This window comes from Ruegeria sp. YTSC325 (assembly GCF_059609525.1).
Genome location: NZ_JBXWLY010000009.1, coordinates 24,748 through 48,493 on the forward strand (window position 1 = coordinate 24,748; position 23,746 = coordinate 48,493).

The following is a 23,746-nucleotide window of genomic DNA, read 5'->3' on the forward strand; positions in this document are numbered from 1 at the left end:
TCTGGTAACCCCGAATTGCACTCAATGCATATCTTTTGAGCAGTTTGAGAACTGTTGCGCTGAACGCACGCCCGGCCCATATAGGATGCCAGTTGAAAACGGAGGCCCCTATGGCAAACAGCGATTTTCCCGGTTGGCATGGCACGACAATTATTGGCGTCAAGAAAGGCGGCCAAGTGGTGATTGCCGGGGATGGGCAGGTCAGTCTGGGCCAGACGGTGATCAAAGGCACTGCCCGCAAGGTGCGCCGCCTGTCCCCCGGTGGGTTCGAGGTCGTCGCAGGTTTCGCCGGATCAACAGCCGACGCCTTCACTTTGCTGGAACGGTTGGAAGCCAAGCTTGAGGCAACGCCGGGCCAACTGGCCCGGGCCTCGGTCGAGCTGGCGAAAGACTGGCGCACCGACAAGTACCTTCAAAAGCTTGAGGCGATGCTGATCGTCACCGACGGCAAAGACCTTTTGGTGATCACCGGGGCAGGGGACGTGCTAGAGCCCGAACACAACGTCGCCGCCATCGGGTCGGGTGGCAATTTCGCATTGGCCGCCGCCCGCGCGATGATGGACAGTGACAAAACCGCCGAAACCGTGGCGCGCGAGGCAATGGCTATTGCCGCCGATATCTGCGTCTACACCAACGGCAATCTGACGGTCGAGGAAATCTCAGGCCAATAACGCTTTGATCTCTTTCCCTTTCCAGCGGCGGTGCATGCCGATCAGGCCCAGTATCGCCGCGACGATGACGATATAGTAGGGCACGCGGATATCGATGCTCATCAATCCGCCGCCAATCAGGGACATGATCCCTCCAGCCAGGCAGAAGACGGCTGTTGTCACGCCCATGACCCAGCCCTGATCGGTTTCGCTGACACTTGCTGAAAATAAGCCCAGTAAAGTCGGATAAGATACCCCGAAGAAGAAATAGAAAAAGAACACCGGCACGTAACTGAGAACACCGCTGGGGCTAAAGGCGAAACCAAAGCCACAGATCACCATTGTGATCAGCGAGACATAAATGATCTGATGCTTGCTGAACCTTTGTTGTGCTGGTTTCACCAGAAAGGTGCTGGAAAAGGCCAGGGCAAAGCCGATGACGACCATGGCCATGCTCCCTCCGATGACGCCATAGCCAAAGCGACTGGTCAGATAATTGTCGACGAACACGTAGAAGGTGACGTTGGCGATCATGAAGAAGGAATAGACTGGCAGGATCTTCAAGACCATCGGATGCCCGCGCACCGCAATCAGGCTGTCGGTAATATCGCGGGGGCGAAACACGAAAGCAGTCCGCTCGGTCCTTGTGTCTTTGAAAAAGGTCATCACCATAAAGATGGCGATCAGCACCAGAACAAACGCGCCGTAGAACGGCATCTTGAGCGTGGCATAGCTGCCCAGCAAAGTGGCGTCGGACAGAACGGCACCGATGATGGGCCCTCCGACCAGGCCAAAGCTGACGCCGGTGACGATGTACCCCATGTTACGATCCCGGTCGGCGGCATCCGTGCTGCCATCAATCATCGCCGCCTGTGCGATGGGTTGGTTTCCGGCTGTGAACCCAGTGATTGACCGCCCAATGATCAACAGCAGCAGGCTGTTGAGGTAAAGTGAGGCGATCGTCAGCGCATAGCCCACGAGCGCCCCACCCAGACAAACCAGTAGCGCGTTCTTGCGTCCGATCGAGTCCGAGACCTTGGACACATAAACCACCCCAAGAAACCACGACAGAAAGAAGCACCCGATCACCAAACCGTAGTAGAAATGCCGCCGTCCCATCGGTGTACTTTCGGGCAGAAAACTGGACGACGTCTCCATGATCAGCGAGTTGATGATCGGAAAGACCAGACCCTGACCCAGCAAGTCCACAAACACCACAAACAGCAGGGTGATCTTGGCAATTTTCGTCATTTTCAAGCTCCTGACCTTCAGGCCACCGTAACAGAATGGGCGCGTTTCACCTATGGAAAGCAATTGCAAACACGATGGGGCGTTGCTAACCAACGCTGCCGCTGTTGTTTTCACCTGTGCGGTGACTACGTAAGCCAAACCGCTGATCGAAAGGACTGCACCCGTGACCGACCTGACCCCGCGCGAGATTGTCTCGGAACTGGACCGTTTCATTATCGGTCAGAAGGATGCCAAACGCGCGGTCGCTGTGGCGCTGCGCAACCGCTGGCGGCGCAAACAACTGGCCGATGACATCCGGGACGAAGTTTATCCCAAGAACATCCTGATGATCGGACCCACCGGCGTCGGCAAGACCGAGATCAGCCGCCGTCTGGCGAAGCTGGCTCGCGCCCCCTTTATCAAGGTTGAGGCCACAAAGTTCACCGAAGTGGGTTACGTCGGCCGCGACGTCGAACAGATCATCCGCGATCTGGCCGATGCGGCGATCATCCAGACACGCGAGTATATGCGCGAGGATGTGAAAGCGAGCGCCTATCAAGCCGCCGAAGACCGAGTGATCGAAGCCATCGCCGGGGAAGACGCCCGCGAAGGCACGCGCGAGATGTTCCGCAAAAAACTAAAGGCCGGAGAGCTGGATGACACGGTGATCGAGCTGGAGCTGGCCGACAGTTCAAACCCGATGCCGATGTTTGACCTGCCCGGTCAGCCCGGCAGCCAGATGGGGATGATGAATCTGGGCGATATATTCGGCAAGGCGTTCGGCGGGCGCACCGTCAAAAAACGCATGACCGTGGCCGAAAGCTATGACGCGCTGATCGGGGAAGAGGCCGACAAGCTGCTGGATGACGAAACCGTCAACCGTGTGGCCTTGGAGTCAGTCGAACAGAACGGCATCGTCTTTCTGGATGAGATCGACAAGGTCTGCGCCCGCTCGGATGCGCGCGGTGGCGATGTCAGCCGCGAGGGGGTGCAGCGCGACCTGCTGCCGCTGATCGAGGGCACCACCGTATCCACCAAACATGGCCTGGTGAAAACCGACCATATCCTGTTCATCGCCTCAGGCGCGTTCCACATCGCCAAGCCCTCGGACCTGCTTCCGGAATTGCAGGGGCGTCTGCCGATCCGGGTTGAACTGCGCGCGCTCACCGAAGAGGATTTCGTGCGTATCCTGACCGAGACCGACAATGCCCTGACCCGCCAGTACACCGCGCTGATGGGCACCGAAGAGGTGACTGTCAGTTTCACCGATGACGGCATCGCGGCGCTCGCCAAGATCGCGGCGGATGTGAACCAAAGCGTCGAAAACATCGGCGCGCGACGGCTTTATACGGTGATGGAACGCGTGTTCGAGGAACTCTCGTTCACAGCACCCGATCAGGCCGGAGTGGAAATCACTGTGAATGCACAGTTCGTGGATGACAATCTGGGCGAATTGACCAAATCCACCGATCTCAGCCGTTACGTTTTGTAACGCACCCGGCTGATTTTTGCTGCCTGTGCCAACCTGCCTCGCTGGACGTGGGGCGGGAATGCGTTAGCCTAGGGCCAAACCTCTAAAGGGCCGTTCCCCGTGCTGCGTTACCTTCTGATTATACTGACCGCGACGTCTCTGACCGCCTGCGTGGATCGCACCGTGTCCAAAACTGTGCCATCTGCGCTGAGCGTCGGCACGGCCGAGACCATTTTTGCCACCACCACCCGCGCGCGTGAAGTGGATGGATCATATGGGTTCAAACGCGGTGAGACACTGCAATTTCTGGAAATGACGGTCTCTATCCCGCCCAACCACACGCCGGGAACGCTGGATTTTTCTTACGCCAATCCAAACCCTGAAAAACAGTTTGTCATGGCCGGGGTCGAGGAATTGCAAGGGCCCAAAGACATGAAATCACGCCTCAAAGGCGCAGATGAGGTGTCGATATTTATTCATGGGTACAACACCACCCAGGCAGAAACCGCCTTTCGTGCCGCTCAGCTTAGTCACGATCTGAACATCCCCGGCGCGACAATGGTCTATTCCTGGCCCAGTCAGGCCACGGGATATGGCTATGCCTATGATCTGGACAGTATGCTGTTTGCCCGCGACGGGCTGGAAAAAACCGTCCGCCACCTGAAATCCATGGGTGTCAAACGCGTTGTTCTGGTGGCGCATTCCATGGGCACCGCCCTGACGATGGAGATGATGCGACAGGCCGAGCTGCGCGAACCCGGATGGTCCAAGCGCAACATCGAGGGGGTTGTTCTGATCGCGCCGGATCTGGATGTGGATCTGTTCCGGTCCCAGATGGACGTCATCAAGACCCCGCCTGACCCCTTCATCGTCATCGTTTCACAAAAGGACAAGCTGCTGAGCATCTCGGCCCGGCTGCGCGGCACCACCAAGGGCGAACGGCTGGGTAATATCAGCTCGACCGACGCGCTGGCCGAGTACAAGATCAGCATTCTGGACACGACGGCCTTTAATGACGACGCAGAATCCTCGCATTTCGTGGCTGCAACCTCGCCTGCATTGCTTGCGATCATCGGGTCGGCCCGCCGGGTCAGCAATACATTTGGCACCGAACAGCGGGGCATCGACGTGATTGCCCCAGCAAGCGTCCGCAACCCGACCGGCGCGACCGAGATCGTTCTGACCGAAACAGGACAAGCGCAGGTCAGCTCTCCGTGACGCAGTTTCAGGCTGCCCGGTTTCTACGTGACAACGGGGCGTGGTTGGGTGCGGGAGTGGTGCTGACATTCCTGTCCAGTTTCGGTCAGACCTTTTTCATTTCGGTTTTTTCGGGCGAGATTCGTACCGCCTATGGGCTGAGCCATGGAGCGTGGGGTGGGTTGTATTCGCTGGGCACCACAGTTTCCGCTGTCGTCATGATCTGGGCCGGAGGTTTGACGGATATCTTCCGTGTGCGTGTGCTGGGGCCTGCAGTTCTGGGCGGTTTGGCGCTGGCGGCGTTGGCCATGGCGCTCAATAGCCTGTTGTTCCTGTTGCCGGTCATAATTTTTTTGCTGCGCTTGTTTGGTCAAGGCTTGAGCATCCATCTGGCCATGGTCGCAATGGCGCGCTGGTTCACCGCGACGCGGGGCAAGGCGTTGTCAATCGCCTCGGTCGGGTTCGCAGTGGGCGAAGCATTGCTGCCAGTGATCTTTGTGGCCGCGATGGTGTTTTTAGACTGGCGAGTGCTTTGGGTGATGTCCGCCGGAGTAGTGGTTTTGGGAATCCCGGTCCTACTGCTTCTGCTGCGGAAAGAACGAACCCCGCAAAGCCTTGCCACCGAATATTCCTCTGTCGGTATGCAAGGGCGCCACTGGACCCGGAGGCAAGCACTCCTGAACCCGCTTTTCTGGTTCATGACCCCTGCAACACTGGGACCATCCGCCTTCATCACTGCGTTCTTCTTTCATCAAGTGCACCTGGCTGAAATCAAAGACTGGCAACATATTGAACTGGTGGCCCTGTTTCCGGTCTATACCGGGGTTTCGCTGCTTTCGATGTTTGCAGCGGGTTGGGCTTTGGACAAATGGGGCACTGCGCGGATTATGCCGTTTTACCAATTACCTATGGCAATTGGTTTCATGATCGTCTCGGCCACAGATACACTGGGAGGAGCGGCACTGGCATTGATCTTTCTGGCCCTGACCGTCGGGGCAAACAGTACCCTGCCCAGCGCTTTTTGGGCCGAGTTTTATGGAACCCGCCATATTGGTGCGATCAAGGCGATGGCCACGGCGGTCATGGTATTGGGTTCAGCAATCGGTCCCGGTTTGACAGGAGTTCTGATTGACCAAGGTATGGCACTGGACAATCAGTTCTTATGGATCGGTGTTTTCTTTATTGCCGTTAGCGCGTTGGTCTGGATCGGAATTACACGCGCTGTTCGCTGGTTTTAGCGCGTGCGTCGCAGATAGACGTAATACGCGCCATCACCGCCATGACTGATATGCGCAGGAGTAACCTGCAAAACCGCCTGCGCCAGCGGCGGGATCGACAGCCAATGCGGCACTTGATTGCGTAGAACGCCGCGCGGGGTGGGAATGGGACCGGGTTCATCCCGATCCTTGCCTTTACCGGTCACCACCAGAACCAGCCGTTTGCCCTGTGCCTGCGCGGTCAGCACAAATCGGACAAGGGCAGGATGGGCCGTGTCCATGCGCATTCCATGAAGGTCCAGCTTGCCCTCTGGCTTGATCTTGCCCCGCTTCATGCGACCAAATGCCTTGGCGTCCATCTGTACCGGGCTAGCCCGCAGCCGATCCGTGACAGAGGGCTGCAGCGAATTTCGCGATGGCTTGGCTGGCGCTGTTTGGCCAAGCTCGAACGGGTCGACCCGCGCTTTGGGCGTTTTGGTCGGCTTGGGCTTGGGCAGTTGGGTCGGATGTACGGATTGTGGCAACTCGGGATGCATCCGTTCAGCTTGTTTGGCAACTTTGCGCCATAGCTCGATCTCGTCCTCGGTCAGTTTGCGCCGGGTCATCAGAATGCATCCGGCAACAGCGCATAGGCGCGCTGGATTGGCAGCAAAACGACCATGCGCCCCGAATCCTTAAGACGACCAGCAGCGCGGCCAGCCTCGTCCCCGGTTCCAAAGAAGATATCTGCCCGCTGCGCGCCTTTGATTGCAGCCCCGGTGTCCTGTGCAATCATCAAGCGGCGCAAAGGATCTTTGCCGTCCTTTTCGACCCAGACCGGTGCGCCCAGCGGAGTATAGGCCGGATCAGCGGCAATACTGCGCATGGTCGTGACAGACCGATTCATTGCGCCCAACGGCCCAAACTCGGGTGCCACGCGCGTGACCTCTCGGAAAAACACGTAAGAGGGGTTGTGAAACAGCAGTTCGGCACCAGCCTCGGGGTTTTTGCGTACCCAGGATTTGATCATCTGCGCACTGACCTGATGCGCAGCCAATGCACCTTGTCGGATCAGCTCTTTCCCGATCGAACGATACGGATGGCCGTTCGCCCCGCCATAGCCCACGCGCAATCCACCGCCATCAGGCAGGCGAATACGCCCCGAGCCTTGAATCTGCAAAAAAAACAACTCGACCGGGTCATCGACCCATGCGATCTCAAGCCCGCGGCCGTTCATAGCCTCGCCTGTCAGAATATCGCGGCGGCTCAACCAAGGTCCGTCGGCCCGTGCCTCGGGGGGCATTTTGTAGATCGGGTATTTGTACCGTTCCGTCCGCGTGCGAGAGCCATGCAGCTCGGGTTCAAAATACCCCGTGAACAGGGCGTCATCGCCGTCCTCGACCAGAACGGGGCGAAAGAACAGTTCAAAAAAGGAACGTGCAGCATCCGCCTGGTAGGTGCGGGCGACAGCACACAGGGCGCGCCAGTCCGGATCTTCCAGATCACCACATGTGTTCAAGAAAACTGAAAGGGCCGCACCGTGGTCATCGGCGGCCCAGCCATCAAGATCGTCAAATGACAGAATGGAACGCGTCGCCTCGGCGCTGGCAGAGGTTGCCATCACAGCCCCCAGCAAAAGCGACCGAAGCGCAGCAATCATGCGTCCGTGGCAACAAGCAGCCAGTTAGGATCGTCCGAGCCCATGACGCGGGCAAAGGTCCAGCTGTCCTTTTGGCGTTTGACGGTGTTGGGGTTGCCTTCGATGATATCCCCACCGCGATCCCGCACGACCGAGGTCAGTTCACCCACAAAGCGCATTGTGATTTCGGCCTCGTTAGTGTCCTTGTCGAACTTCACATCAGCTAGGGCGGTTTCCCGCACACCGATAAACTCGGCCTCGATGGTCAGACCCTGATCTTCGCGAGAGGCGACCACCGAAACAAATGTGTCAAACACTTCTTCGGACAAGAAGGGCTGGATTTCATCCAGGTTGCCCTTTTCGAACCCCATGACGATCATCTCATAAGCACCGCGGGCGCCTTGGACGAATTCGCTGACAGAAAAGCCGGGCTCAATCCTTTTCATCGCGGCCAGGGATTGGGCCTGCTCGCTGTCTTCGGCGACGTGGTCGGTAATGTCGTGATCCGGGCCACCTTCGATCACCTCGAAGTCTCGGCGCGATTTATGCGCTTCCGGCTGCTGTTGAACGGGGGGCTTCTCAAAACCCTCACGCGTCCCCAGCACGCTTTTGAGGCGTAGGATCAGGAAAACGGCAATTCCGGCCAGGACCAGCAACTGGATCATCGGTTCGTTCATTTCATCCTCTTTATCAGACCGCAGCTTTGTATACGCGGCCTTATGCCACTATGTAGGTGACAGTTCGGGACAAGTCTACTGCCCGACCTGTAGTAAAGGATAACGCTTATGTATCTGTTTCTGGCATTTTTGCTGGTTCCGATCATCGAAATCGCCCTGTTCATTCAGGTCGGAGGTCTGATCGGCCTGTGGCCCACGCTTGCAATTGTCGTTGTGACCGCTGTTATGGGTACTGCTTTGGTCAGGACACAAGGTCGCATGGCGCTGGCAAATCTGCAGCGTTCCTTTGCTGACCTTGACGATCCGACCGAGCCATTGGCCCACGGAGCGATGATCCTGCTGTCCGGTGTACTGTTACTGACGCCAGGTTTTTTCACCGACGCGGTCGGATTTGCCCTTCTTATTCCGGGGGTTCGCGTCGCTGTATTTCGATATCTGAAATCAAAAGTACAGATCACTCAATTTCAGATGGGCACAGGCGCGCAGTTTCGCGGTGGCCCCGACCCATCGGGTGATGACGTGATTGATGGGGAATACACCGAAGTTCAACCCCGTCGTGACCCATCAAAACCATCGAAATGGGTGGATGGCCCGTGACCTGCATTGAGGTGCCGCGCCCAACTTGCTAAGCAATGGCGGATTTTAGTTTCGGAGTAGACCCATGGCCGAAGAAGACGCCAAAGAAAACACCGCAGCCGCACCGGCTGCACCTCAGATTCAAATGCGCGTTCTGGGACAATTCATTCGTGATCTGTCTTTTGAAAACGTGATGGCCCAAAAGGGTGTGTCGGGCGACGTGCAGCCCGAGATTTCTGTTCAGGTCAATCTTGACGCTAAAAAGCGTCAGGTCGAGCATCAGTATGAGGTCTCGGTCAAGCTGAACCTCAAGTCCAAAGCCAAGGGGATGGAAGACGTCCTGTTCCTGTGCGAGATCGACTATTGTGGTCTGTTCCATGTGGAAGGCGTGGCCGAGGATCAGCTGCACCCCTTCCTGATGATCGAATGTCCCCGGATGCTGTTCCCGTTCCTGCGCCGTATTGTCAGCGACGTAACACGCGACGGTGGATATCCGCCGGTCAATCTGGACAATATCGACTTTGTAGCTTTGTACCGGAATGAGCTGATGCGCCGTCAGGCCGAGGCGCAGAAAGCAGAAGCCTAAACAATCTGACCCGCGCCGGGGACACCTTCAGGCGCGGGTCCACAGGGCGTTTTCGCCCAGTTTTTCAACAAAACCTTCATGCGCCGCGCGCTCTTCTTCCGTGATCCTTGAGGCCAACGGCGTCGGACGGGCTGTAGGCCGCCATTCCTCACCCCCGGCTGCTGTTGCCGCCACCGAAGTCGACAGACCAAAATCCGGCTGTCGTCCGCCGATAAGTTCAAGATAAACCTCGGCCAGGATCTCTGAATCCAAAAGCGCGCCGTGCAGCGTTCGGTTCGAATTGTCGATATTAAACCGCCGGCACAGCGCGTCCAGAGTCGCGGGCGAGCCGGGGAATTTCTTGCGCGCCATGGCCAGAGTATCCAGTGCCTGTGCCATAGGCAGGGTCGGCAAACCCATCCATTTGAGTTCGGCGTTCAGGAATTTCATGTCGAACGAGGCGTTGTGGATCACCAAACGCGAATCCCGCACGAAATCCAGAAACCCCTGACCGACCTTTGCGAAAACCGGCTTATCCTTCAGCGTGACCTCGCCCTTTTCCGGCGGGCGCGGGTTATCCAGCAGGTCGGGGCCGATACCATGCACGCCAAAGGCCTCTTCGGGCATCCCGCGTTCGGGGTTGATATAGACATGATAGGTCTCGCCCGTGGCCATGTGGTTCCACAGCTCAACCGCGCCGATCTCGACGATCCGGTCGCCGCTTTCTGGGTCAAAGCCCGTGGTTTCGGTATCCAGTACAATTTCACGCATCTGCCAGCCCCGCCCGTATCTGCCTGACCACATCCTGCACCTGCGCGCGGGCGTGGTCCAGACTGTCCGTCTCGATCACATAGTCCGACCGAGCGCATTTTTCTTCATTGGGCATCTGTTTGGCACGGATCTGTTCAAACTGCGCCTCGGTCATCGTACCGCGCGCCATCACGCGACGCTTTTGTTCATCGGCTGGGATCGACACACAGGCGACGGCATCCATCGCAGCGTCTCCACCGGTTTCGAACAGCAAGGGAATGTCGAAAACCAGAATATCCGCCGTGGCGTTCGCCCGAAACGACGCACGGTCTGCAGCGACCAAAGGGTGCACTATGCCTTCGATCTTTTTCAGCGCAGCCGGGTCATTTCCGATGATTTGTTTCAACGCCTCCCGGCTGACTGCGCCGTGAACGATTGCGGTCGGGAAAGCTGCGTGCATTGGGTCAACGGCAGCTCCACCCCTTGAATAGAGTCTATGTACGGCCGCATCCGCATCCCACAGCGCGCAGCCTTCATCGACAAACATCTGCGCCGTCGTGCTTTTGCCCATTCCGATCGAGCCTGTCAGGCCCAGCGCGAAACTCATGACAAAACAGCCGCGCGCAGGTCCAAATTGACCTCGGGGCGGACGCCGAACCAGCTTTCGAAACCCGGCACCGCCTGATGCAGCAACATGCCTAGGCCATCGACAGTGGTGCAGCCGACCTCTTCGGCGGTTTTTAATAAATGCGTTTTCAGCGGTGCATAAACCAAATCCGTCACAACCGCACCGGGCTGCAACCCGTCCAGCGGCACACGCAGTTCGGGCTGACCTTGCATCCCCAAAGAACTGGTGTTGACTACCAATTCCGCATCCTCGATTACATTTCCAGCCTGAACCCAATCGACAACCTTGATGCTGGGTCCAAATTCATCGCGCAATATCTCGGCCCGTTCACGGGTACGGTTGGTCAGCAAAATCTCGGGCACCTCTGCGTCAACCAAAGCCTGAAGCACCGCCCGCGCGGCACCGCCAGCCCCGAACACAACCGCAGGTCCGCCCGACGGGGACCAATCCGGCGCACCGCTGCGCAGGTTCTCAAGAAACCCGTAGCCATCGGTATTGTCGGCGTGAATTCGGCCATCTTTCTGGAACACCAGCGTATTTGCCGCGCCGATCTTGCGTGCCCGGTCCGAAACCTCGTCGGCCAGTCGCAGCGCAGCTTCTTTATGCGGGACAGTGACATTTGTCCCCACGAACCCAGCCTTGGGCAATGCGCGCAACACATCCTGCAAATCTTCCGGGGCCACATCCATCGGCACGTAGTGACCCGGCAGCCCATATGTCTTTAGCCAATGTCCATGTAACTGAGGCGACTTCGAATGCGCGACCGGATGACCAATCACCCCAGCCAAAGGAATTTTTGTCTTGCTCATTGATCAATCACCCCTTTGACAGCCAGGTAGTTCAGCAGCTCTAATAGAGGCATACCCAAAACGTTAAAATAATCTCCGTCAATGGTGGCGAATAAGCGCGCGCCCTCTTCTTCAAGCTTATAGGCCCCGACCGCATGGCGGATACTCTCCCAGTTGCGGTCGATATAGTCACGCAGATACGCATCCGAGCTCATCCGCATCCGCAGGCGAACCTGACCCACATGCCTCCAGATCGGCTCGCCGTCTTGATAGATTACAGCAGCAGATAACAACATGTGCCGCTTACCCCGCATCGCCTTAAGCTGCGCAAAAGCATCTTCGGCCGTTTTGGGCTTGGACAAAAGCTGACCGTCGAAATCCAGCACTTGGTCACAGCCCAGCACCATCGCGCCGGGGCTCTTGTCACTGACCTTGCGCGCCTTCATCTCGGCCAGCGCATCGGCAATTTCGCGCGGGCTGGCACCCTCGGCCAGCAAGGCGCGTTTCATCGTCTCTTCGTCCACGCGCGCGACTTGGACGGTAAACGGCACGCCTGCGTTCTGCAAAAGCTGCGCGCGAATGGATGACCCCGAGGCCAGGATGATGGGGACAGACATGTGGAAAACCCCGTGTGCAAATCGTTGAGCGTTCTAGGATGGTTTGTATGGTTTTCAGGTTGACACGCAAGCCCGGTGTTTTCGACTGAAACTTCCCCGATTCGCCCAAATCCTGTCCATCCGGGACAAGGATAAGTCTGTCGAATGGTATAACCCGAATTTCCTTAATTACCCAAAGAGTTATCCCCAGAAGTACACATTCAATTATTATTTAAAACACTGTTTTTTATAAATAATTTTTTTCTTCAACAGAATCGTTTTGTTCAAGCTGGATTCTATCCACCTGGGGAAAACACTTGTGTAAAAAAGTAATCCACGGAAATTGTTCACCCTACAAAACCATCTTCCTTTTTCTTTTCTTATTTTTTTATTAGGGAGGGTTTCGAGCAACCCTCGGAGCCAGCATGACCGACCTCCTTTTCGCAATCTACCCGTGGGTGAAGTCAGTCCATATTATGGCTGTGATCTCTTGGATGGCAGGCTTGTTCTACCTGCCCCGTTTGTTCGTCTATCACGTAGAAAAGGCGCAAGCCGTAGACGGAGCGCAGGAGATCTTCTTTGAAATGGAAGAGAAGCTGCTGCGCGTGATCATGCGTCCGGCGATGATCGTGGCGTGGGTCTGCGGGCTGATCATGGTCCTTACACCCGGCATTGTTGGCTGGGACTGGGCCTGGCCCTGGGCCAAGGGGGCTGCGGTGATCGGGATGACCTGGTTCCATCATTGGCTGATGGCGCGACGCAAGGACTTCATAGAGGGGCGAAATAAGCTCACTGGGCGGCAGTATCGCATGATGAACGAGGTTCCGACCGTTTTGATGGTGATCATCGTTCTGGCGGTCGTTCTGAAGTTCTGAGCGAGCATTTGACTCGGACCACCGGGATGCGTATGTAACGCACAACACGCCCGTCCGGGCGGCGTATCTTCCGTACTGAAATTCCACTTCGTGCCGCACAGTCAGCGGTGAAGGTTTGTATCATGTCCAATGAATCTCTGAATCTGGCCGATCTGAAAGCCAAAAGCCCCAAAGACCTTCTGGCCATGGCCGAAGAGCTGGAGATCGAAAACGCCTCGACCATGCGTAAGGGCGAGATGATGTTCCAGATCCTGCGTGAACGCGCGGACGAGGGCTGGACCGTGGGCGGCGACGGCGTTCTGGAAGTGCTGCAAGACGGCTTTGGTTTCCTGCGTTCGCCCGAGGCGAACTATCTGCCGGGTCCGGATGACATCTATGTGTCGCCTGATATGATCCGCCAGCATTCGCTGCGCACTGGCGACACCGTCGAAGGTGAAATCAAAGCGCCGGATGACAATGAACGTTATTTCGCGCTGATCAAAGTGACCAAGATCAACTTTGAGGAGCCCGAAAAGGCCAAGCATAAAATTCTGTTCGACAACCTGACGCCTCTGTACCCGGATGAGCGCCTGAAGATGGAGATCGAGGACCCCACCATCAAGGATAAATCGGCCCGTGTGATCGACCTCGTGTCGCCCATTGGGAAAGGCCAGCGGTCACTGATCGTGGCGCCTCCGCGGACGGGTAAGACGGTGATCCTGCAGAACATCGCGCATTCGATCGAACAGAACCACCCCGAGTGCTATCTGATCGTCCTGCTGATCGACGAACGCCCCGAAGAGGTGACGGACATGCAGCGTTCGGTGAAGGGTGAGGTCGTGTCTTCGACCTTTGATGAACCTGCAACGCGCCACGTGGCCGTGTCGGAAATGGTGATCGAAAAGGCCAAGCGATTGGTCGAGCATAAACGAGATGTTGTTATTCTGCTCGATTCGATCACAAGACTTGGTAGGGCGTTTAACACTGTGGTCCCATCTTCGGGTAAGGTTCTGACCGGTGGTGTGGATGCGAATGCTCTGCAACGACCCAAGCGGTTCTTTGGTGCGGCCCGGAACATCGAAGAGGGCGGTTCGCTGACCATCATCGCCACAGCGCTGATCGACACCGGCAGCCGGATGGACGAGGTGATCTTTGAAGAATTCAAAGGCACCGGTAACTCGGAAATCGTGCTGGATCGCAAGATCGCCGACAAGCGCGTGTTCCCAGCCATCGACATCCTCAAATCCGGGACCCGGAAAGAGGACTTGCTGGTCGACAAGGGCGATCTGGCCAAGACATTTGTTCTGCGCCGAATCCTCAACCCGATGGGCACGACCGACGCGATCGAATTCCTGCTGTCCAAGTTGAAACAGACGAAGACGAATGGCGAGTTCTTCGATTCAATGAATACCTGACACAGGTCTTAACCAACGCGAGGCCTTCGAATGGATACGATATTCGCCTTGGCCAGCGCGCAAGGCAAAGCCGGGGTGGCGGTGATCCGCCTCTCGGGGCCCATGGCGCATTCTGCAGCGGCAGATTTGACGGGTGGGGATTTACAGCCGCGCGGGATGAAGTTGCGGACCTTGCGGACACCAGATGGGTCACGTCTGGATGATGGGCTGGTTTTGACATTTCAGGCACCAGCCAGTTTCACTGGCGAGGACGTGGCAGAGCTACAAATACATGGCAGTACAGCCGCGGTGAATGCCGTCATGCGTTGCCTGTCGGATACGAACGGTCTGCGCCTGGCAGAACCCGGAGAATTCACCCGCCGCGCGCTTGAGAATGGTAAGATGGATCTGACCCAGGTCGAGGGGTTGGCCGATCTCATAGATGCGGAAACAGAAGCGCAGCGCAAGCAGGCGCAGGTAATACTTGCAGGTGGACTAGGAACGCTTGCGGAAAGATGGCGTCGTGATTTGATCAGAGCGGCCTCATTGTTGGAGGCCGTGATCGATTTTGCCGACGAAGAGGTTCCAACAGATGTAACTCCTGAGGTCCGCTCTTTGATCTCGGGTGTTGTTACGGACTTGCAGTATCAAGCCGAAGGTGTCCGGATTGCTGAACGCATCAGATCTGGTTTTGAAGTGGCTATAGTAGGTCTTCCAAATGCAGGTAAGTCGACTTTGCTTAACGCATTGGCAGGGCGTGAAGCGGCAATCACTTCCGAATACGCCGGAACTACCCGAGACGTCATTGAAGTAAGGATGGACTTGGATGGGCTTCCGGTTACCTTGCTGGATACAGCGGGCCTTCGCGAGACTGAGGATCACGTTGAAAATCTGGGAATCGAGCTTGCCAGGAAACGGGCGGAAACAGCTGATCTTAGAGTTTTCCTTGCCGAAGATCCCGAATTATTGGGTATCTCTATGCAAAAGGGGGATATCCATGTGTTGCCGAAATCTGATCTTCGCAGTGTATCAGATGGTGGAGTATCGGGGATAACAGGTCAGGGCGTGGATAGACTAGTATCCGATATATCGGGGGTACTTGGTCAACGAACCACTAGTTCTGGTATTGCAACACGGGAACGGCATCGTGTTGCGCTGGTAAATGCTCAGACCTCCTTGATCGCTGCGATGTCGTTTCTTGAATCAGGCCCCGACATGTATGATATCGTGGCTGAGGAGTTGCGCAGTTCAATTCGGGCGCTCGAGGCGTTGGTTGGCAGAATAGGCGTGGAAGATTTGTTGGACGAGATCTTTTCAAGTTTTTGCCTGGGTAAGTAAGGAGTGTTTCACGTGAAACATTCAGATTTCGATGTTGTAGTTATTGGTGCAGGCCACGCAGGAACCGAGGCTGCTCATGCTGCGGCACGGATGGGTGCCAACACTGCACTGGTGACCCTTTCTGCGTCAGATATTGGCGTCATGTCCTGCAACCCAGCTATTGGAGGTCTAGGTAAAGGGCATCTTGTTCGAGAAATCGACGCGTTGGATGGCGTCATGGGCCGGGTCGCCGATGCGGCAGGAATTCAGTTTCGTTTGCTGAATCGCCGAAAAGGCCCAGCGGTGCAAGGGCCCAGAACACAAGCAGACCGAGCTTTGTACCGATCTGCAATGCAGAAAGAAACACAAGCACAACAGAACCTCACCGTAGTTATTGGTGAAGTCGTTGACTTTCTGATGTCTGGCAACAAGGTTGTCGGCATAAAGCTCTCGGATGAGTCCGAATTAAGCGCCGCTGCAGTGATCTTGACCTCGGGTACGTTCCTGCGGGGAATCATTCATATAGGTGATGTTTCTAGACCTGGTGGCCGAATGGGTGATAGACCATCGGTTAAACTGGCCGAGAGACTGGATAGCTTCGAACTTCCATTAGGTCGGCTCAAGACTGGAACGCCCCCGCGGCTTGATGGCCGCACCATTGATTGGTCTGGTCTAGAGCGTCAGGACGGTGATGACGTTCCGACGTTATTCTCATTTTTATCTAAGACTGTCCAAGCGCCTCAGATTTCCTGCGGCATAACACATACCAACTCACGAACGCATGAGATTATCGAGCAAAACCTGTCGCGATCAGCGATGTATGGTGGCCACATTGACGGGATTGGTCCTCGGTATTGTCCATCTATAGAAGACAAGATTGTTAGGTTTGCAGACAAGGACTCTCATCAAATTTTCCTTGAGCCCGAGGGTGTGAATGACCACACAATCTATCCCAACGGAATCTCCACCTCTTTGCCCGAAGATGTTCAATTGGAATATGTTCGGTCGATTAGGGGCCTAGAAAACGCAGAGATTCTTCAACCTGGGTACGCAATTGAATATGACTACGTCGATCCGCGTGTACTGACGTCATCATTGGCACTTCCAGAGGTGCCTGGACTTTTCCTTGCCGGGCAAATCAATGGAACAACAGGTTACGAAGAAGCCGCGGCCCAAGGATTGGTTGCGGGTTTAAATGCTGCTTTGTTGGCATTTGATAGGGGTCCCGTCCATTTCACACGTTCAGACAGTTATATCGGCGTTATGATAGATGACCTGACAACTCGTGGCGTTGCTGAACCGTATCGAATGTTTACTTCTCGGGCTGAATTCCGCTTGTCTTTGCGTGCTGACAATGCCGATCAACGTTTAACACCGATTGGTTTGGATTTAGGCTGTGTGAAATCTGTTCGCAGAAACTCGTTTTATGAAAAGATGGAAAAGCTTAGCGCTGCAAAGGCTAAGTTGATTGAACGCAGTTTTACGCCAAAGGAAATCCGATCTGCTGGTATCAATGTAAACCAAGACGGTAACCGCAGGTATGGTATGGCCGTTCTAGCATTCCCAGATGTGTCGTTCGAAGATTTACTTCCATTAATTCCTGCTTTGGAGGCCGTCGACCAAGACATACGCCTTCAGGTAGAGCGCGACGCCTTGTATGCGAATTATATCGAACGTCAGAAAAAAGATGTTGAGGCGATGAAGCGGGATGAGTCTTACGAAATTCCGCAGGATTTTGACTTTTTTGCTTTGGAAGGGCTGTCTTCTGAGATGAAGCAGAAACTATCCATTGCCAGACCTGAAAATATCGCTCAGGCCGGACGCGTAGAAGGCGTAACGCCCGCAGCTTTGACTTTGGTCTTAGCGAAACTTCGGCGGGACCAAAAGGTGCGAAAAGCATGATCGGGGTGATTTTCGAAGGTCTGGATGTTTCACGTGAAACATTGGAACGGCTGACGACATACGTTGACTTGGTAAATCGCTGGAATCCCAAAATAAATCTTGTCTCTCGCAACAGTCTTAATGAAATTTGGGTTCGGCACATCAAGGACTCGGTTCAGGTTTATCGGTGTGCAGAGACCTTCGACAACTGGGCTGACTTGGGTAGCGGAGGAGGTTTTCCGGGTATGGTCTGCGCTTTGATGGCGGTAGAAGAGAACCCAAATGCAGAGTTTACTTTTGTCGAAAGCGATCAAAGGAAATCGGCGTTTCTAAGGAATGTTGCGCGCGAATGTGGTGCCAATTGCAAGATCATATCTAAGCGAATTGAAACAGTTGGACCATTGAATGCGCAAGTCTTGTCAGCCCGTGCACTAGCGGATCTGAAGACGCTTTTATCCTATTGTGACAGGCATTTAAGCGAGTCCGGCGTGGCGTTGTTGCCGAAAGGCGCAAACTGGAAAAAAGAATTGGACGACGCTCGGGAAGAATGGAATTTCCAAGCCGACCCGATTACAAGTTTAACAGAACCCCAAGCCGTTATCCTTAAGATCAAAGGAGTTTCACGTGGTTGACCTGTCTCGCCCCACCGGCCCCAGAATTATTGCGGTTGCCAATCAAAAAGGTGGGGTAGGGAAGACAACAACTGCGATCAACCTCGCAGCGGGACTAGCCGAAGCTGGGTGTAATGTCCTGGTTGTCGATCTGGATCCCCAAGGCAACGCCTCAACCGGGCTTGGTGTTGAAGACCGGGATTGGACAACTTACGACCTTATTCTGGATGACGCTCCGCTAGAGGCAGTTATCCAAGAGACAGAAATTGGCGGACTCTACGTCATTCCGGCCACAGTGGATCTGAGTTCGGCGGATATTGAGCTTATTTCAAACGAGAAGCGCAGCTATCTGTTGCACGACGCGTTGCGACAAACGGCGATCGACAAGTTTGAATTTGATTTTGTGCTGATCGACTGCCCACCGTCACTGAACTTGCTGACTGTGAATGCTATGGTGGCTTCGCATTCTGTCCTTGTTCCTTTGCAAAGCGAGTTTTTCGCCTTGGAAGGTTTATCACAACTGATGTTGACGATCCGAGAGGTACGACAAACGGCGAATCCCGACCTCAGAATCGAAGGTGTTGTGTTGACCATGTATGACAACCGCAACAACTTGTCCCGGCAGGTCGAAAAGGACGCGCGTGACAATCTGGGTGAGATGGTATTTAAAACCAAGATACCTAGAAATGTTCGGGTGAGTGAGGCTCCGTCTTATGCGTTGCCTGTATTGCAATATGACTCCGGCTCTTTAGGGGCGATGGCATACCGTCATTTGGCACGGGAAGTCATTCATAAAAACAAAAAAGCCGCTGCATAAGCGGTAAAAGGAGGGTCACGTGGCCGCAAAGAAAGCAAAACCCCGAGGTTTGGGCCGCGGATTGTCCGCTTTGATGGCTGATGTGACGCAAGAACCCGAAGGTCGCTCTGTATCCGAACCGCGTCGTCCGGACATGACGGTACCAATCGAAAAACTGCACGCGAATCCTAATCAGCCACGCAGAACATTCTCGCGCGAGCAACTGGATGAACTTGCGGCTTCAGTCAAAGAAAAGGGCATCATTCAGCCGCTGATCGTACGCGAGATCTCTGAAGGGGACTATGAAATCGTCGCGGGCGAACGTCGATGGCGCGCTGCTCAGATGGCGCAATTGCACAATATACCGGTGATCGTCCGGGATTTCGACGACACTGAGGTTCTGGAAGTCGCTATTATCGAAAACATCCAGCGCGCCGACTTGAACGCAGTAGAAGAGGCGGCGGGCTACAAACAGCTTATGGATCGCTTTGGTCATACGCAGGAGAAACTCGCCGAAGCACTGGGTAAAAGCCGCAGTCATATAGCGAATCTTTTGAGACTTTTGTCTTTGCCAATGGACGTTCAGCATTTCGTCGTTGAGGGGAAGCTTTCTGGCGGACATGCGCGGGCTTTGGTGACGGCTGAAAACCCGACCGATCTGGCCAAAACCGTCATTCGAGATGGTCTTTCGGTGCGTGCAACTGAGGCTTTGGTAAAAAAGCAGCATCAACCCGAGGCTGAAAAATCTGCACCACGATCACGGAATTTGGACGCGGGCAAAGACGCCGATACGCGTGCGCTTGAAAAAGACCTGTCTGCAATTCTCGCAATGAAGGTTGTCATCAATCATAAAGCCGGAACCGAGACGGGACAGGTTGTTTTGACATATGAGAATCTGGATCAGTTGGACGATCTGTGTGCCAAACTTAGTCGTTAGGCCGGGTCCAAATAAAAGTTAGCACACCGCCAAGAACGACGGCTTGAATTGCCAATACGTAGATGGGCACCGCGATCAGAACAGAAATTCCAAAGACGGCAGCGATCGACACGGTGGCCGCTCTTTTTGCGGCGGGTCGAATGGCGCCAGAGCTCTGCCAATCCTGGATTAATGGTCCAAACGTACGATGCGTGATTAGCCAGTGGTGCAGGCGTGAAGACGAGCGCGCGAAGAAGAACGCCGCCAACAGTAGGAACGGCACCGTGGGCAGAAGGGGCAGCACAATGCCGATCACGGCAAGCGCGACGCTAATCAAACCCAAAGCTGCCCAGAGATACTGCATGTTACCCCAACAATTCTCGAATGACGGCGTTTAGAACTGCGCGTCCCTCTTTGGTTGCGCGAAGCCGGTTATCATGCAGTTCGATCATCCCTAGTTCGCAGAGATGGTGCAGTTTCTCTTGTGGCAGAGGTTGCTTGGACAGAGCACCAAATCGATCAATATCTAGTCCTTCGTCAATCCTAATCCCCATCATAAGGTATTCACTTGCCTGATCTTGCAGAGTTAAGGCAGCTCGCTCCTTCTCACCTGATCCCGCAGATGCAGCTTTCAGCCACGCATTCGGCGATAGGTATGTTTCGGTGGCCCATTTTGTTCCGTTTGCGGTTACTCGTCCGTGTGCTCCGGGGCCGATGCCGACATAATCGCCATAACGCCAGTAAATCAGATTGTGTTGCGACTCTGACCCCGGTCGGGCGTGGTTCGAAACCTCATAGGCGGGCAGGCCGTGGGCCTCACAAATCTCCTGCGTGGCGAGGTACATGTCAGCGGCGTGGTCATCCTCGGGCAGGCCGCGCAGTTTGCCCACCGCGTAACGGTCGCCAAAGGCGGTGCCTTCCTCGATCGTCAGTTGGTACAGTGACAGATGATCAACGGCCATCGACAGGGCTTCGGTTAGTTCCGCGCGCCAATCGTCCAACGTTTGATGCTGGCGGGCATAGATCAGATCGAAACTGACACGCTCAAAGCAATTCCGTGCGATATCAAAGGCGGCGTGTGCTTCGGCCACTGTGTGGATACGGCCCAGACGACGCAGATCTTCATCGTTCAGCGCTTGTACCCCCATTGAGATCCGGTTCACGCCGGCATCACGATAGGCAGCGAAGCGCCCAGCCTCGACCGAGCCGGGATTGGCCTCAAGCGTGATTTCCATGTCATTGGCGGGGCGCCACAGGGCGCGGGCCTCATCAATCACAGCTGCGACTGTGTCGGGGTCCATCAGAGATGGGGTGCCGCCACCGAAGAAGATCGTGTTCAGGACGCGATTGGGCGTTTCTGTGGCCGAGCGATGCAACTCGGTCAGATACGCCTCAAGCCATTGTTTTTGAACAATATTACTGGAAACGTGGCTGTTGAAATCACAATATGGGCATTTGGCCTCGCAAAAGGGCCAATGCACATACAGGCCAAAGCCCCCGTTGCGCCAATCATCCGCCAAAGCAGCCCTTCACGAACATCTCCACCGCGTGGCCGCGATGGCTGATCTTGTTCTTTTCCCAGCGATCCATCTCGGCAAAGGTAATGTCATAGCCGTCGGGGACAAACATCGGGTCATAGCCAAAACCGCCTTCGCCACGAATGGGCCAGACCAGATGGCCGGGGGCGATGCCCTCGAACACTTCGTCATGACCGTCGGGCCAGGCCAGCACCAGCGTGCTGCGGAACTGCGCAGTACGCGGGTGGGGGGCGTTTTTGGCTTCCAACTCATTATGAGCGCGGGTCATCGCCATCAGGAAATCCCGGCCATTGCCGGTTTCGGCCCAATCGGCAGTGTAGACGCCGGGTGCGCCGTTCAGCGCGTCGATGGTGATCCCAGAATCGTCCGACAGGGCAGGCAGGCCGGTTGCTTGTGCGGCGGCATGTGCCTTGATCCGGGCGTTGCCGACGAAGGTATCCTCGGTCTCTTCCGGTTCGGGCAGGTTCATGTCGCCCGCACCGATCACGGTCACACCAAAGGGCTCAAGCAGATGCGCCATCTCCTCAAGCTTGCCTTTGTTATGAGTGGCAACCAGCAGCCTGTCGCTGTCGAACTTGCGGGTCATGCGGTGGCGGCCTTTTGTGCGGCGGCCAGTTCGCCCACTCCTTTTTCCGCCAGATCCATCAACTGATCCATCTGCGCGCGACTAAAGACCGAGCCTTCGGCGCTCATCTGCACTTCGATCAGCTTGCCCGTACCGGTCATTATAAAGTTGCCGTCAACACCAGCCTCGCTGTCTTCGGGGTAGTCCAGATCCAACACGGGTTGACCGGCATAGATACCACAAGACACGGCGGCGACCGGATCGACCAGCGGATCGCTGATCACATCGCCCGCCTTCATCAGCTTGTTCACCGCCAGACGAAGCGCAACCCAACCGCCGGTGATTGAGGCGCAGCGGGTGCCGCCATCGGCCTGGATCACATCGCAGTCGACTGTGATCTGACGTTCTCCCAAGGCAACCCGGTCCACACCGGCGCGCAAGGCGCGGCCAATCAGGCGTTGGATTTCCACGGTGCGGCCACCTTGCTTGCCCGAGGCCGCCTCGCGCCGCATCCGGGTGTTGGTCGCGCGGGGCAGCATCCCGTATTCCGCCGTTACCCAACCCAGGCCCGAGCCTTTGATGAATGGCGGCACGCGATCCTCGATTGTGGCGGTACACAGCACATGGGTGTCGCCCATCTTGATCAGGCAAGACCCTTCGGCATGTTTGGTGAAACCTGTCTCGATGGAAACAGCGCGCATTTCGTCTAGATTACGTCCTGAGGGTCGCATGGAATTTCCTTTGTTTGCTGGCTTTGGGATACCGCCCCGTGGCGTTACGATGCAACCCCGATTGACCTTTCATTTACCTGCGATTTAATGACGATCCAGCAGGGGGCCGCCGATGAGCGAAGCAAGTAAAATTCTGAATGAGATGAACGACCGCTCGCGCGAGGTGTTTCGGTTGATCGTCGAAAGCTATTTGGAAAGTGGCGAGCCGGTGGGCAGCCGCACCCTGACCCGCACCCTGTCGGAAAAGGTCAGCGCCGCGACGGTGCGCAATGTGATGCAGGATCTGGAGTTTCTGGGCCTGTTGGACAGCCCTCATGTGTCTGCGGGGCGGATTCCAACGCAGCAGGGGCTGCGGATGTTTGTCGATGGGCTGCTTGAGGTCGGCGATCTGGGCGCTGATGACCGGCAGAAGCTGGACGAGACATTAGGCTCTAACGCAGGTGATGTAGGCGGAATGCTGGACCGGGTGGGATCGGCCCTGTCACACGTGACACAAGGCGCATCACTGGTGCTGACGCCCAAGCATGAGGCCGAGATCAAGCATATCGAGTTCGTCTCGCTGGGCCATGACCGGGCTTTGGTGGTGCTGGTGTTTTCGGACGGGCACGTGGAAAACCGCCTGTTCACCCCGCCTCCGGGGCAGACGCCCAGTTCCATGCGTGAGGCGGCGAATTTCCTTAATGCGCTGATCGAGGGGCGCACAATCAGCGAAGTACGCAAGCAGATGCTGTCTCAGATCGACGCGCGCAAACAGGAAATTGATGTGCTGGCGCGCGACATGGTCGAAAGTGGAATCGCGGCCTGGGACAATGATGGCAGCGACTCAGCCCGTTTGATTGTGCGCGGGCGGGCGAATCTGCTGCATGATCCGGCGCAGGAAGAGGAATTGGATCGCATTCGCACCCTGTTTGACGATCTGGAGCGTAAGCGTGACATCGCCGAATTTCTTGAATTGACTGAAGATGGCGAGGGTGTGCGCATTTTTATCGGCTCTGAGAACAAACTTTTCTCACTTTCGGGTTCCTCTTTGGTGGTGTCTCCATATATGAACGCTGATCGAAAGATAATCGGTGCGGTCGGGGTTATTGGACCCACACGTCTGAACTATGGACGGATCGTGCCGATCGTGGATTATACGGCGCAACTGGTCGGCAAGCTGATTTCCGACCGGAGCTAGAGG

At 55.8% G+C, this 23,746-nt stretch carries 26 protein-coding genes; 14 read left to right on the forward strand and 12 right to left on the reverse strand.

Translation table 11 applies throughout. The features are described 5' to 3' along the window. Positions 1–110 precede the first annotated feature (110 nt). Entirely contained in the window at positions 111–671 is a 561-nt protein-coding gene (gene hslV, locus AC2FF7_RS13825; RefSeq protein WP_480868885.1) for an ATP-dependent protease subunit HslV, read from the forward strand. On the opposite strand, the gene AC2FF7_RS13830 is transcribed toward hslV, so the two are convergent. Then, complete coding sequence (locus AC2FF7_RS13830) at positions 660–1,901, reverse strand: MFS transporter (protein ID WP_209196012.1); 1,242 nt, start codon at positions 1,899–1,901, stop codon at positions 660–662. The genes hslV and AC2FF7_RS13830 overlap by 12 nt on opposite strands. Before the next feature lie 163 nt (positions 1,902–2,064). Here AC2FF7_RS13830 and hslU point away from each other — a divergent pair, with 163 nt between their 5' ends. The 3 genes from hslU to AC2FF7_RS13845 all read left to right on the forward strand — a co-directional run bounded on the left by hslU (position 2,065) and on the right by AC2FF7_RS13845 (position 5,786). Next, complete coding sequence (hslU, locus tag AC2FF7_RS13835; RefSeq protein WP_496905800.1) at positions 2,065–3,372, forward strand: ATP-dependent protease ATPase subunit HslU; 1,308 nt, start codon at positions 2,065–2,067, stop codon at positions 3,370–3,372. A gap of 99 nt (positions 3,373–3,471) precedes the next feature. Then, positions 3,472–4,569 (forward strand): alpha/beta hydrolase, encoded by a 1,098-nt coding sequence (locus AC2FF7_RS13840; protein ID WP_209196010.1) that lies wholly within the window; start codon positions 3,472–3,474, stop codon positions 4,567–4,569. Beyond that, positions 4,566–5,786 carry an MFS transporter gene (locus AC2FF7_RS13845; protein ID WP_480868889.1) on the forward strand — a complete coding sequence of 407 codons (1,221 nt, stop codon included), beginning with the start codon at positions 4,566–4,568 and terminating at the stop codon, positions 5,784–5,786. The genes AC2FF7_RS13840 and AC2FF7_RS13845 overlap by 4 nt, the downstream gene beginning before the upstream one ends. Here the strand turns inward: AC2FF7_RS13845 and AC2FF7_RS13850 are convergent. The 3 genes from AC2FF7_RS13850 to AC2FF7_RS13860 are packed head-to-tail and all read right to left on the reverse strand — an operon-like array spanning position 5,783 to position 8,060. After that, the gene (locus AC2FF7_RS13850; RefSeq protein WP_170755523.1) at positions 5,783–6,370 is read right to left on the reverse strand and encodes a Smr/MutS family protein; all 588 of its coding nucleotides are present in this window, start codon (positions 6,368–6,370) and stop codon (positions 5,783–5,785) included. The two genes, AC2FF7_RS13845 and AC2FF7_RS13850, sit on opposite strands and share 4 nt — an antisense overlap. Further along, the gene (mltA, locus tag AC2FF7_RS13855) at positions 6,370–7,404 is read right to left on the reverse strand and encodes a murein transglycosylase A (protein ID WP_480868892.1); all 1,035 of its coding nucleotides are present in this window, start codon (positions 7,402–7,404) and stop codon (positions 6,370–6,372) included. Before mltA ends, AC2FF7_RS13850 begins: the two co-directional genes overlap by 1 nt. Beyond that, positions 7,401–8,060: a Tim44/TimA family putative adaptor protein gene (locus tag AC2FF7_RS13860; protein ID WP_170355605.1), complete on the reverse strand. Its 660-nt coding sequence runs from the start codon at positions 8,058–8,060 to the stop codon at positions 7,401–7,403. Before AC2FF7_RS13860 ends, mltA begins: the two co-directional genes overlap by 4 nt. A 108-nt stretch (positions 8,061–8,168) precedes the next feature. Here AC2FF7_RS13860 and AC2FF7_RS13865 point away from each other — a divergent pair, with 108 nt between their 5' ends. Together AC2FF7_RS13865 and secB are read left to right on the forward strand one after the other, a co-directional pair. Then, entirely contained in the window at positions 8,169–8,657 is a 489-nt protein-coding gene (locus AC2FF7_RS13865) for an FxsA family protein (protein WP_480868894.1), read from the forward strand. A gap of 64 nt (positions 8,658–8,721) precedes the next feature. After that, positions 8,722–9,222 carry a protein-export chaperone SecB gene (gene secB / locus AC2FF7_RS13870; protein ID WP_170355607.1) on the forward strand — a complete coding sequence of 167 codons (501 nt, stop codon included), beginning with the start codon at positions 8,722–8,724 and terminating at the stop codon, positions 9,220–9,222. A gap of 27 nt (positions 9,223–9,249) precedes the next feature. Here secB and dnaQ read toward each other — a convergent pair whose 3' ends face one another. From dnaQ to AC2FF7_RS13890, 4 genes are read right to left on the reverse strand one after another with little or no spacing between them, the layout of a single operon-like run. Then, entirely contained in the window at positions 9,250–9,972 is a 723-nt protein-coding gene (gene dnaQ, locus AC2FF7_RS13875) for a DNA polymerase III subunit epsilon (RefSeq protein ID WP_480868897.1), read from the reverse strand. After that, on the reverse strand, positions 9,965–10,558 hold the full coding sequence (gene coaE, locus AC2FF7_RS13880) for a dephospho-CoA kinase (RefSeq protein ID WP_480868899.1): 594 nt from the start codon (positions 10,556–10,558) through the stop codon (positions 9,965–9,967). Before coaE ends, dnaQ begins: the two co-directional genes overlap by 8 nt. Beyond that, positions 10,555–11,388, reverse strand: a complete 834-nt coding sequence (locus tag AC2FF7_RS13885; RefSeq protein WP_480868901.1) for a shikimate dehydrogenase — start codon at positions 11,386–11,388, stop codon at positions 10,555–10,557. The genes coaE and AC2FF7_RS13885 overlap by 4 nt, the downstream gene beginning before the upstream one ends. After that, a complete protein-coding gene (locus AC2FF7_RS13890; RefSeq protein ID WP_480868903.1) occupies positions 11,385–11,984 on the reverse strand; it encodes a Maf family protein in 600 nt (199 codons plus the stop codon). The genes AC2FF7_RS13885 and AC2FF7_RS13890 overlap by 4 nt, the downstream gene beginning before the upstream one ends. Before the next feature lie 404 nt (positions 11,985–12,388). Between AC2FF7_RS13890 and AC2FF7_RS13895 the strand changes: the two genes are divergently transcribed. The 7 genes from AC2FF7_RS13895 to AC2FF7_RS13925 all read left to right on the forward strand — a co-directional run bounded on the left by AC2FF7_RS13895 (position 12,389) and on the right by AC2FF7_RS13925 (position 19,753). After that, positions 12,389–12,838 carry a CopD family protein gene (locus AC2FF7_RS13895; protein ID WP_170355612.1) on the forward strand — a complete coding sequence of 150 codons (450 nt, stop codon included), beginning with the start codon at positions 12,389–12,391 and terminating at the stop codon, positions 12,836–12,838. A gap of 122 nt (positions 12,839–12,960) precedes the next feature. Further along, positions 12,961–14,232 (forward strand): transcription termination factor Rho, encoded by a 1,272-nt coding sequence (gene rho, locus AC2FF7_RS13900; protein ID WP_170755515.1) that lies wholly within the window; start codon positions 12,961–12,963, stop codon positions 14,230–14,232. 30 nt (positions 14,233–14,262) lie between these two features. Further along, positions 14,263–15,549 (forward strand): tRNA uridine-5-carboxymethylaminomethyl(34) synthesis GTPase MnmE, encoded by a 1,287-nt coding sequence (gene mnmE, locus AC2FF7_RS13905; RefSeq protein WP_170755514.1) that lies wholly within the window; start codon positions 14,263–14,265, stop codon positions 15,547–15,549. 12 nt (positions 15,550–15,561) lie between these two features. Beyond that, positions 15,562–17,430, forward strand: a complete 1,869-nt coding sequence (gene mnmG / locus AC2FF7_RS13910; RefSeq protein ID WP_480868906.1) for a tRNA uridine-5-carboxymethylaminomethyl(34) synthesis enzyme MnmG — start codon at positions 15,562–15,564, stop codon at positions 17,428–17,430. Beyond that, on the forward strand, positions 17,427–18,041 hold the full coding sequence (rsmG, locus tag AC2FF7_RS13915; protein WP_480868908.1) for a 16S rRNA (guanine(527)-N(7))-methyltransferase RsmG: 615 nt from the start codon (positions 17,427–17,429) through the stop codon (positions 18,039–18,041). The genes mnmG and rsmG overlap by 4 nt, the downstream gene beginning before the upstream one ends. Then, positions 18,034–18,837 carry a ParA family protein gene (locus tag AC2FF7_RS13920; RefSeq protein WP_170355617.1) on the forward strand — a complete coding sequence of 268 codons (804 nt, stop codon included), beginning with the start codon at positions 18,034–18,036 and terminating at the stop codon, positions 18,835–18,837. Before rsmG ends, AC2FF7_RS13920 begins: the two co-directional genes overlap by 8 nt. A 19-nt stretch (positions 18,838–18,856) precedes the next feature. After that, a complete protein-coding gene (locus AC2FF7_RS13925) occupies positions 18,857–19,753 on the forward strand; it encodes a ParB/RepB/Spo0J family partition protein (protein WP_170355618.1) in 897 nt (298 codons plus the stop codon). Here AC2FF7_RS13925 and AC2FF7_RS13930 read toward each other — a convergent pair. Genes AC2FF7_RS13930 through rph form a run of 4 tightly spaced genes read right to left on the reverse strand, consistent with a single transcriptional unit; the run spans position 19,743 to position 22,566 of the window. Continuing rightward, positions 19,743–20,096: a YbaN family protein gene (locus tag AC2FF7_RS13930; protein WP_480868910.1), complete on the reverse strand. Its 354-nt coding sequence runs from the start codon at positions 20,094–20,096 to the stop codon at positions 19,743–19,745. The two genes, AC2FF7_RS13925 and AC2FF7_RS13930, sit on opposite strands and share 11 nt — an antisense overlap. A gap of 1 nt (position 20,097) precedes the next feature. Beyond that, entirely contained in the window at positions 20,098–21,252 is a 1,155-nt protein-coding gene (gene hemW / locus AC2FF7_RS13935) for a radical SAM family heme chaperone HemW (RefSeq protein WP_496905801.1), read from the reverse strand. Beyond that, positions 21,242–21,856 carry an RdgB/HAM1 family non-canonical purine NTP pyrophosphatase gene (rdgB, locus tag AC2FF7_RS13940; RefSeq protein WP_480868914.1) on the reverse strand — a complete coding sequence of 205 codons (615 nt, stop codon included), beginning with the start codon at positions 21,854–21,856 and terminating at the stop codon, positions 21,242–21,244. Before rdgB ends, hemW begins: the two co-directional genes overlap by 11 nt. After that, a complete protein-coding gene (gene rph / locus AC2FF7_RS13945; RefSeq protein WP_480868916.1) occupies positions 21,853–22,566 on the reverse strand; it encodes a ribonuclease PH in 714 nt (237 codons plus the stop codon). The genes rdgB and rph overlap by 4 nt, the downstream gene beginning before the upstream one ends. A 112-nt stretch (positions 22,567–22,678) precedes the next feature. On the opposite strand from rph, the gene hrcA reads away from it, so the two are divergent. Continuing rightward, entirely contained in the window at positions 22,679–23,743 is a 1,065-nt protein-coding gene (hrcA, locus tag AC2FF7_RS13950; protein WP_170755507.1) for a heat-inducible transcriptional repressor HrcA, read from the forward strand. The last annotated feature ends 3 nt before the right edge of the window (positions 23,744–23,746 follow it).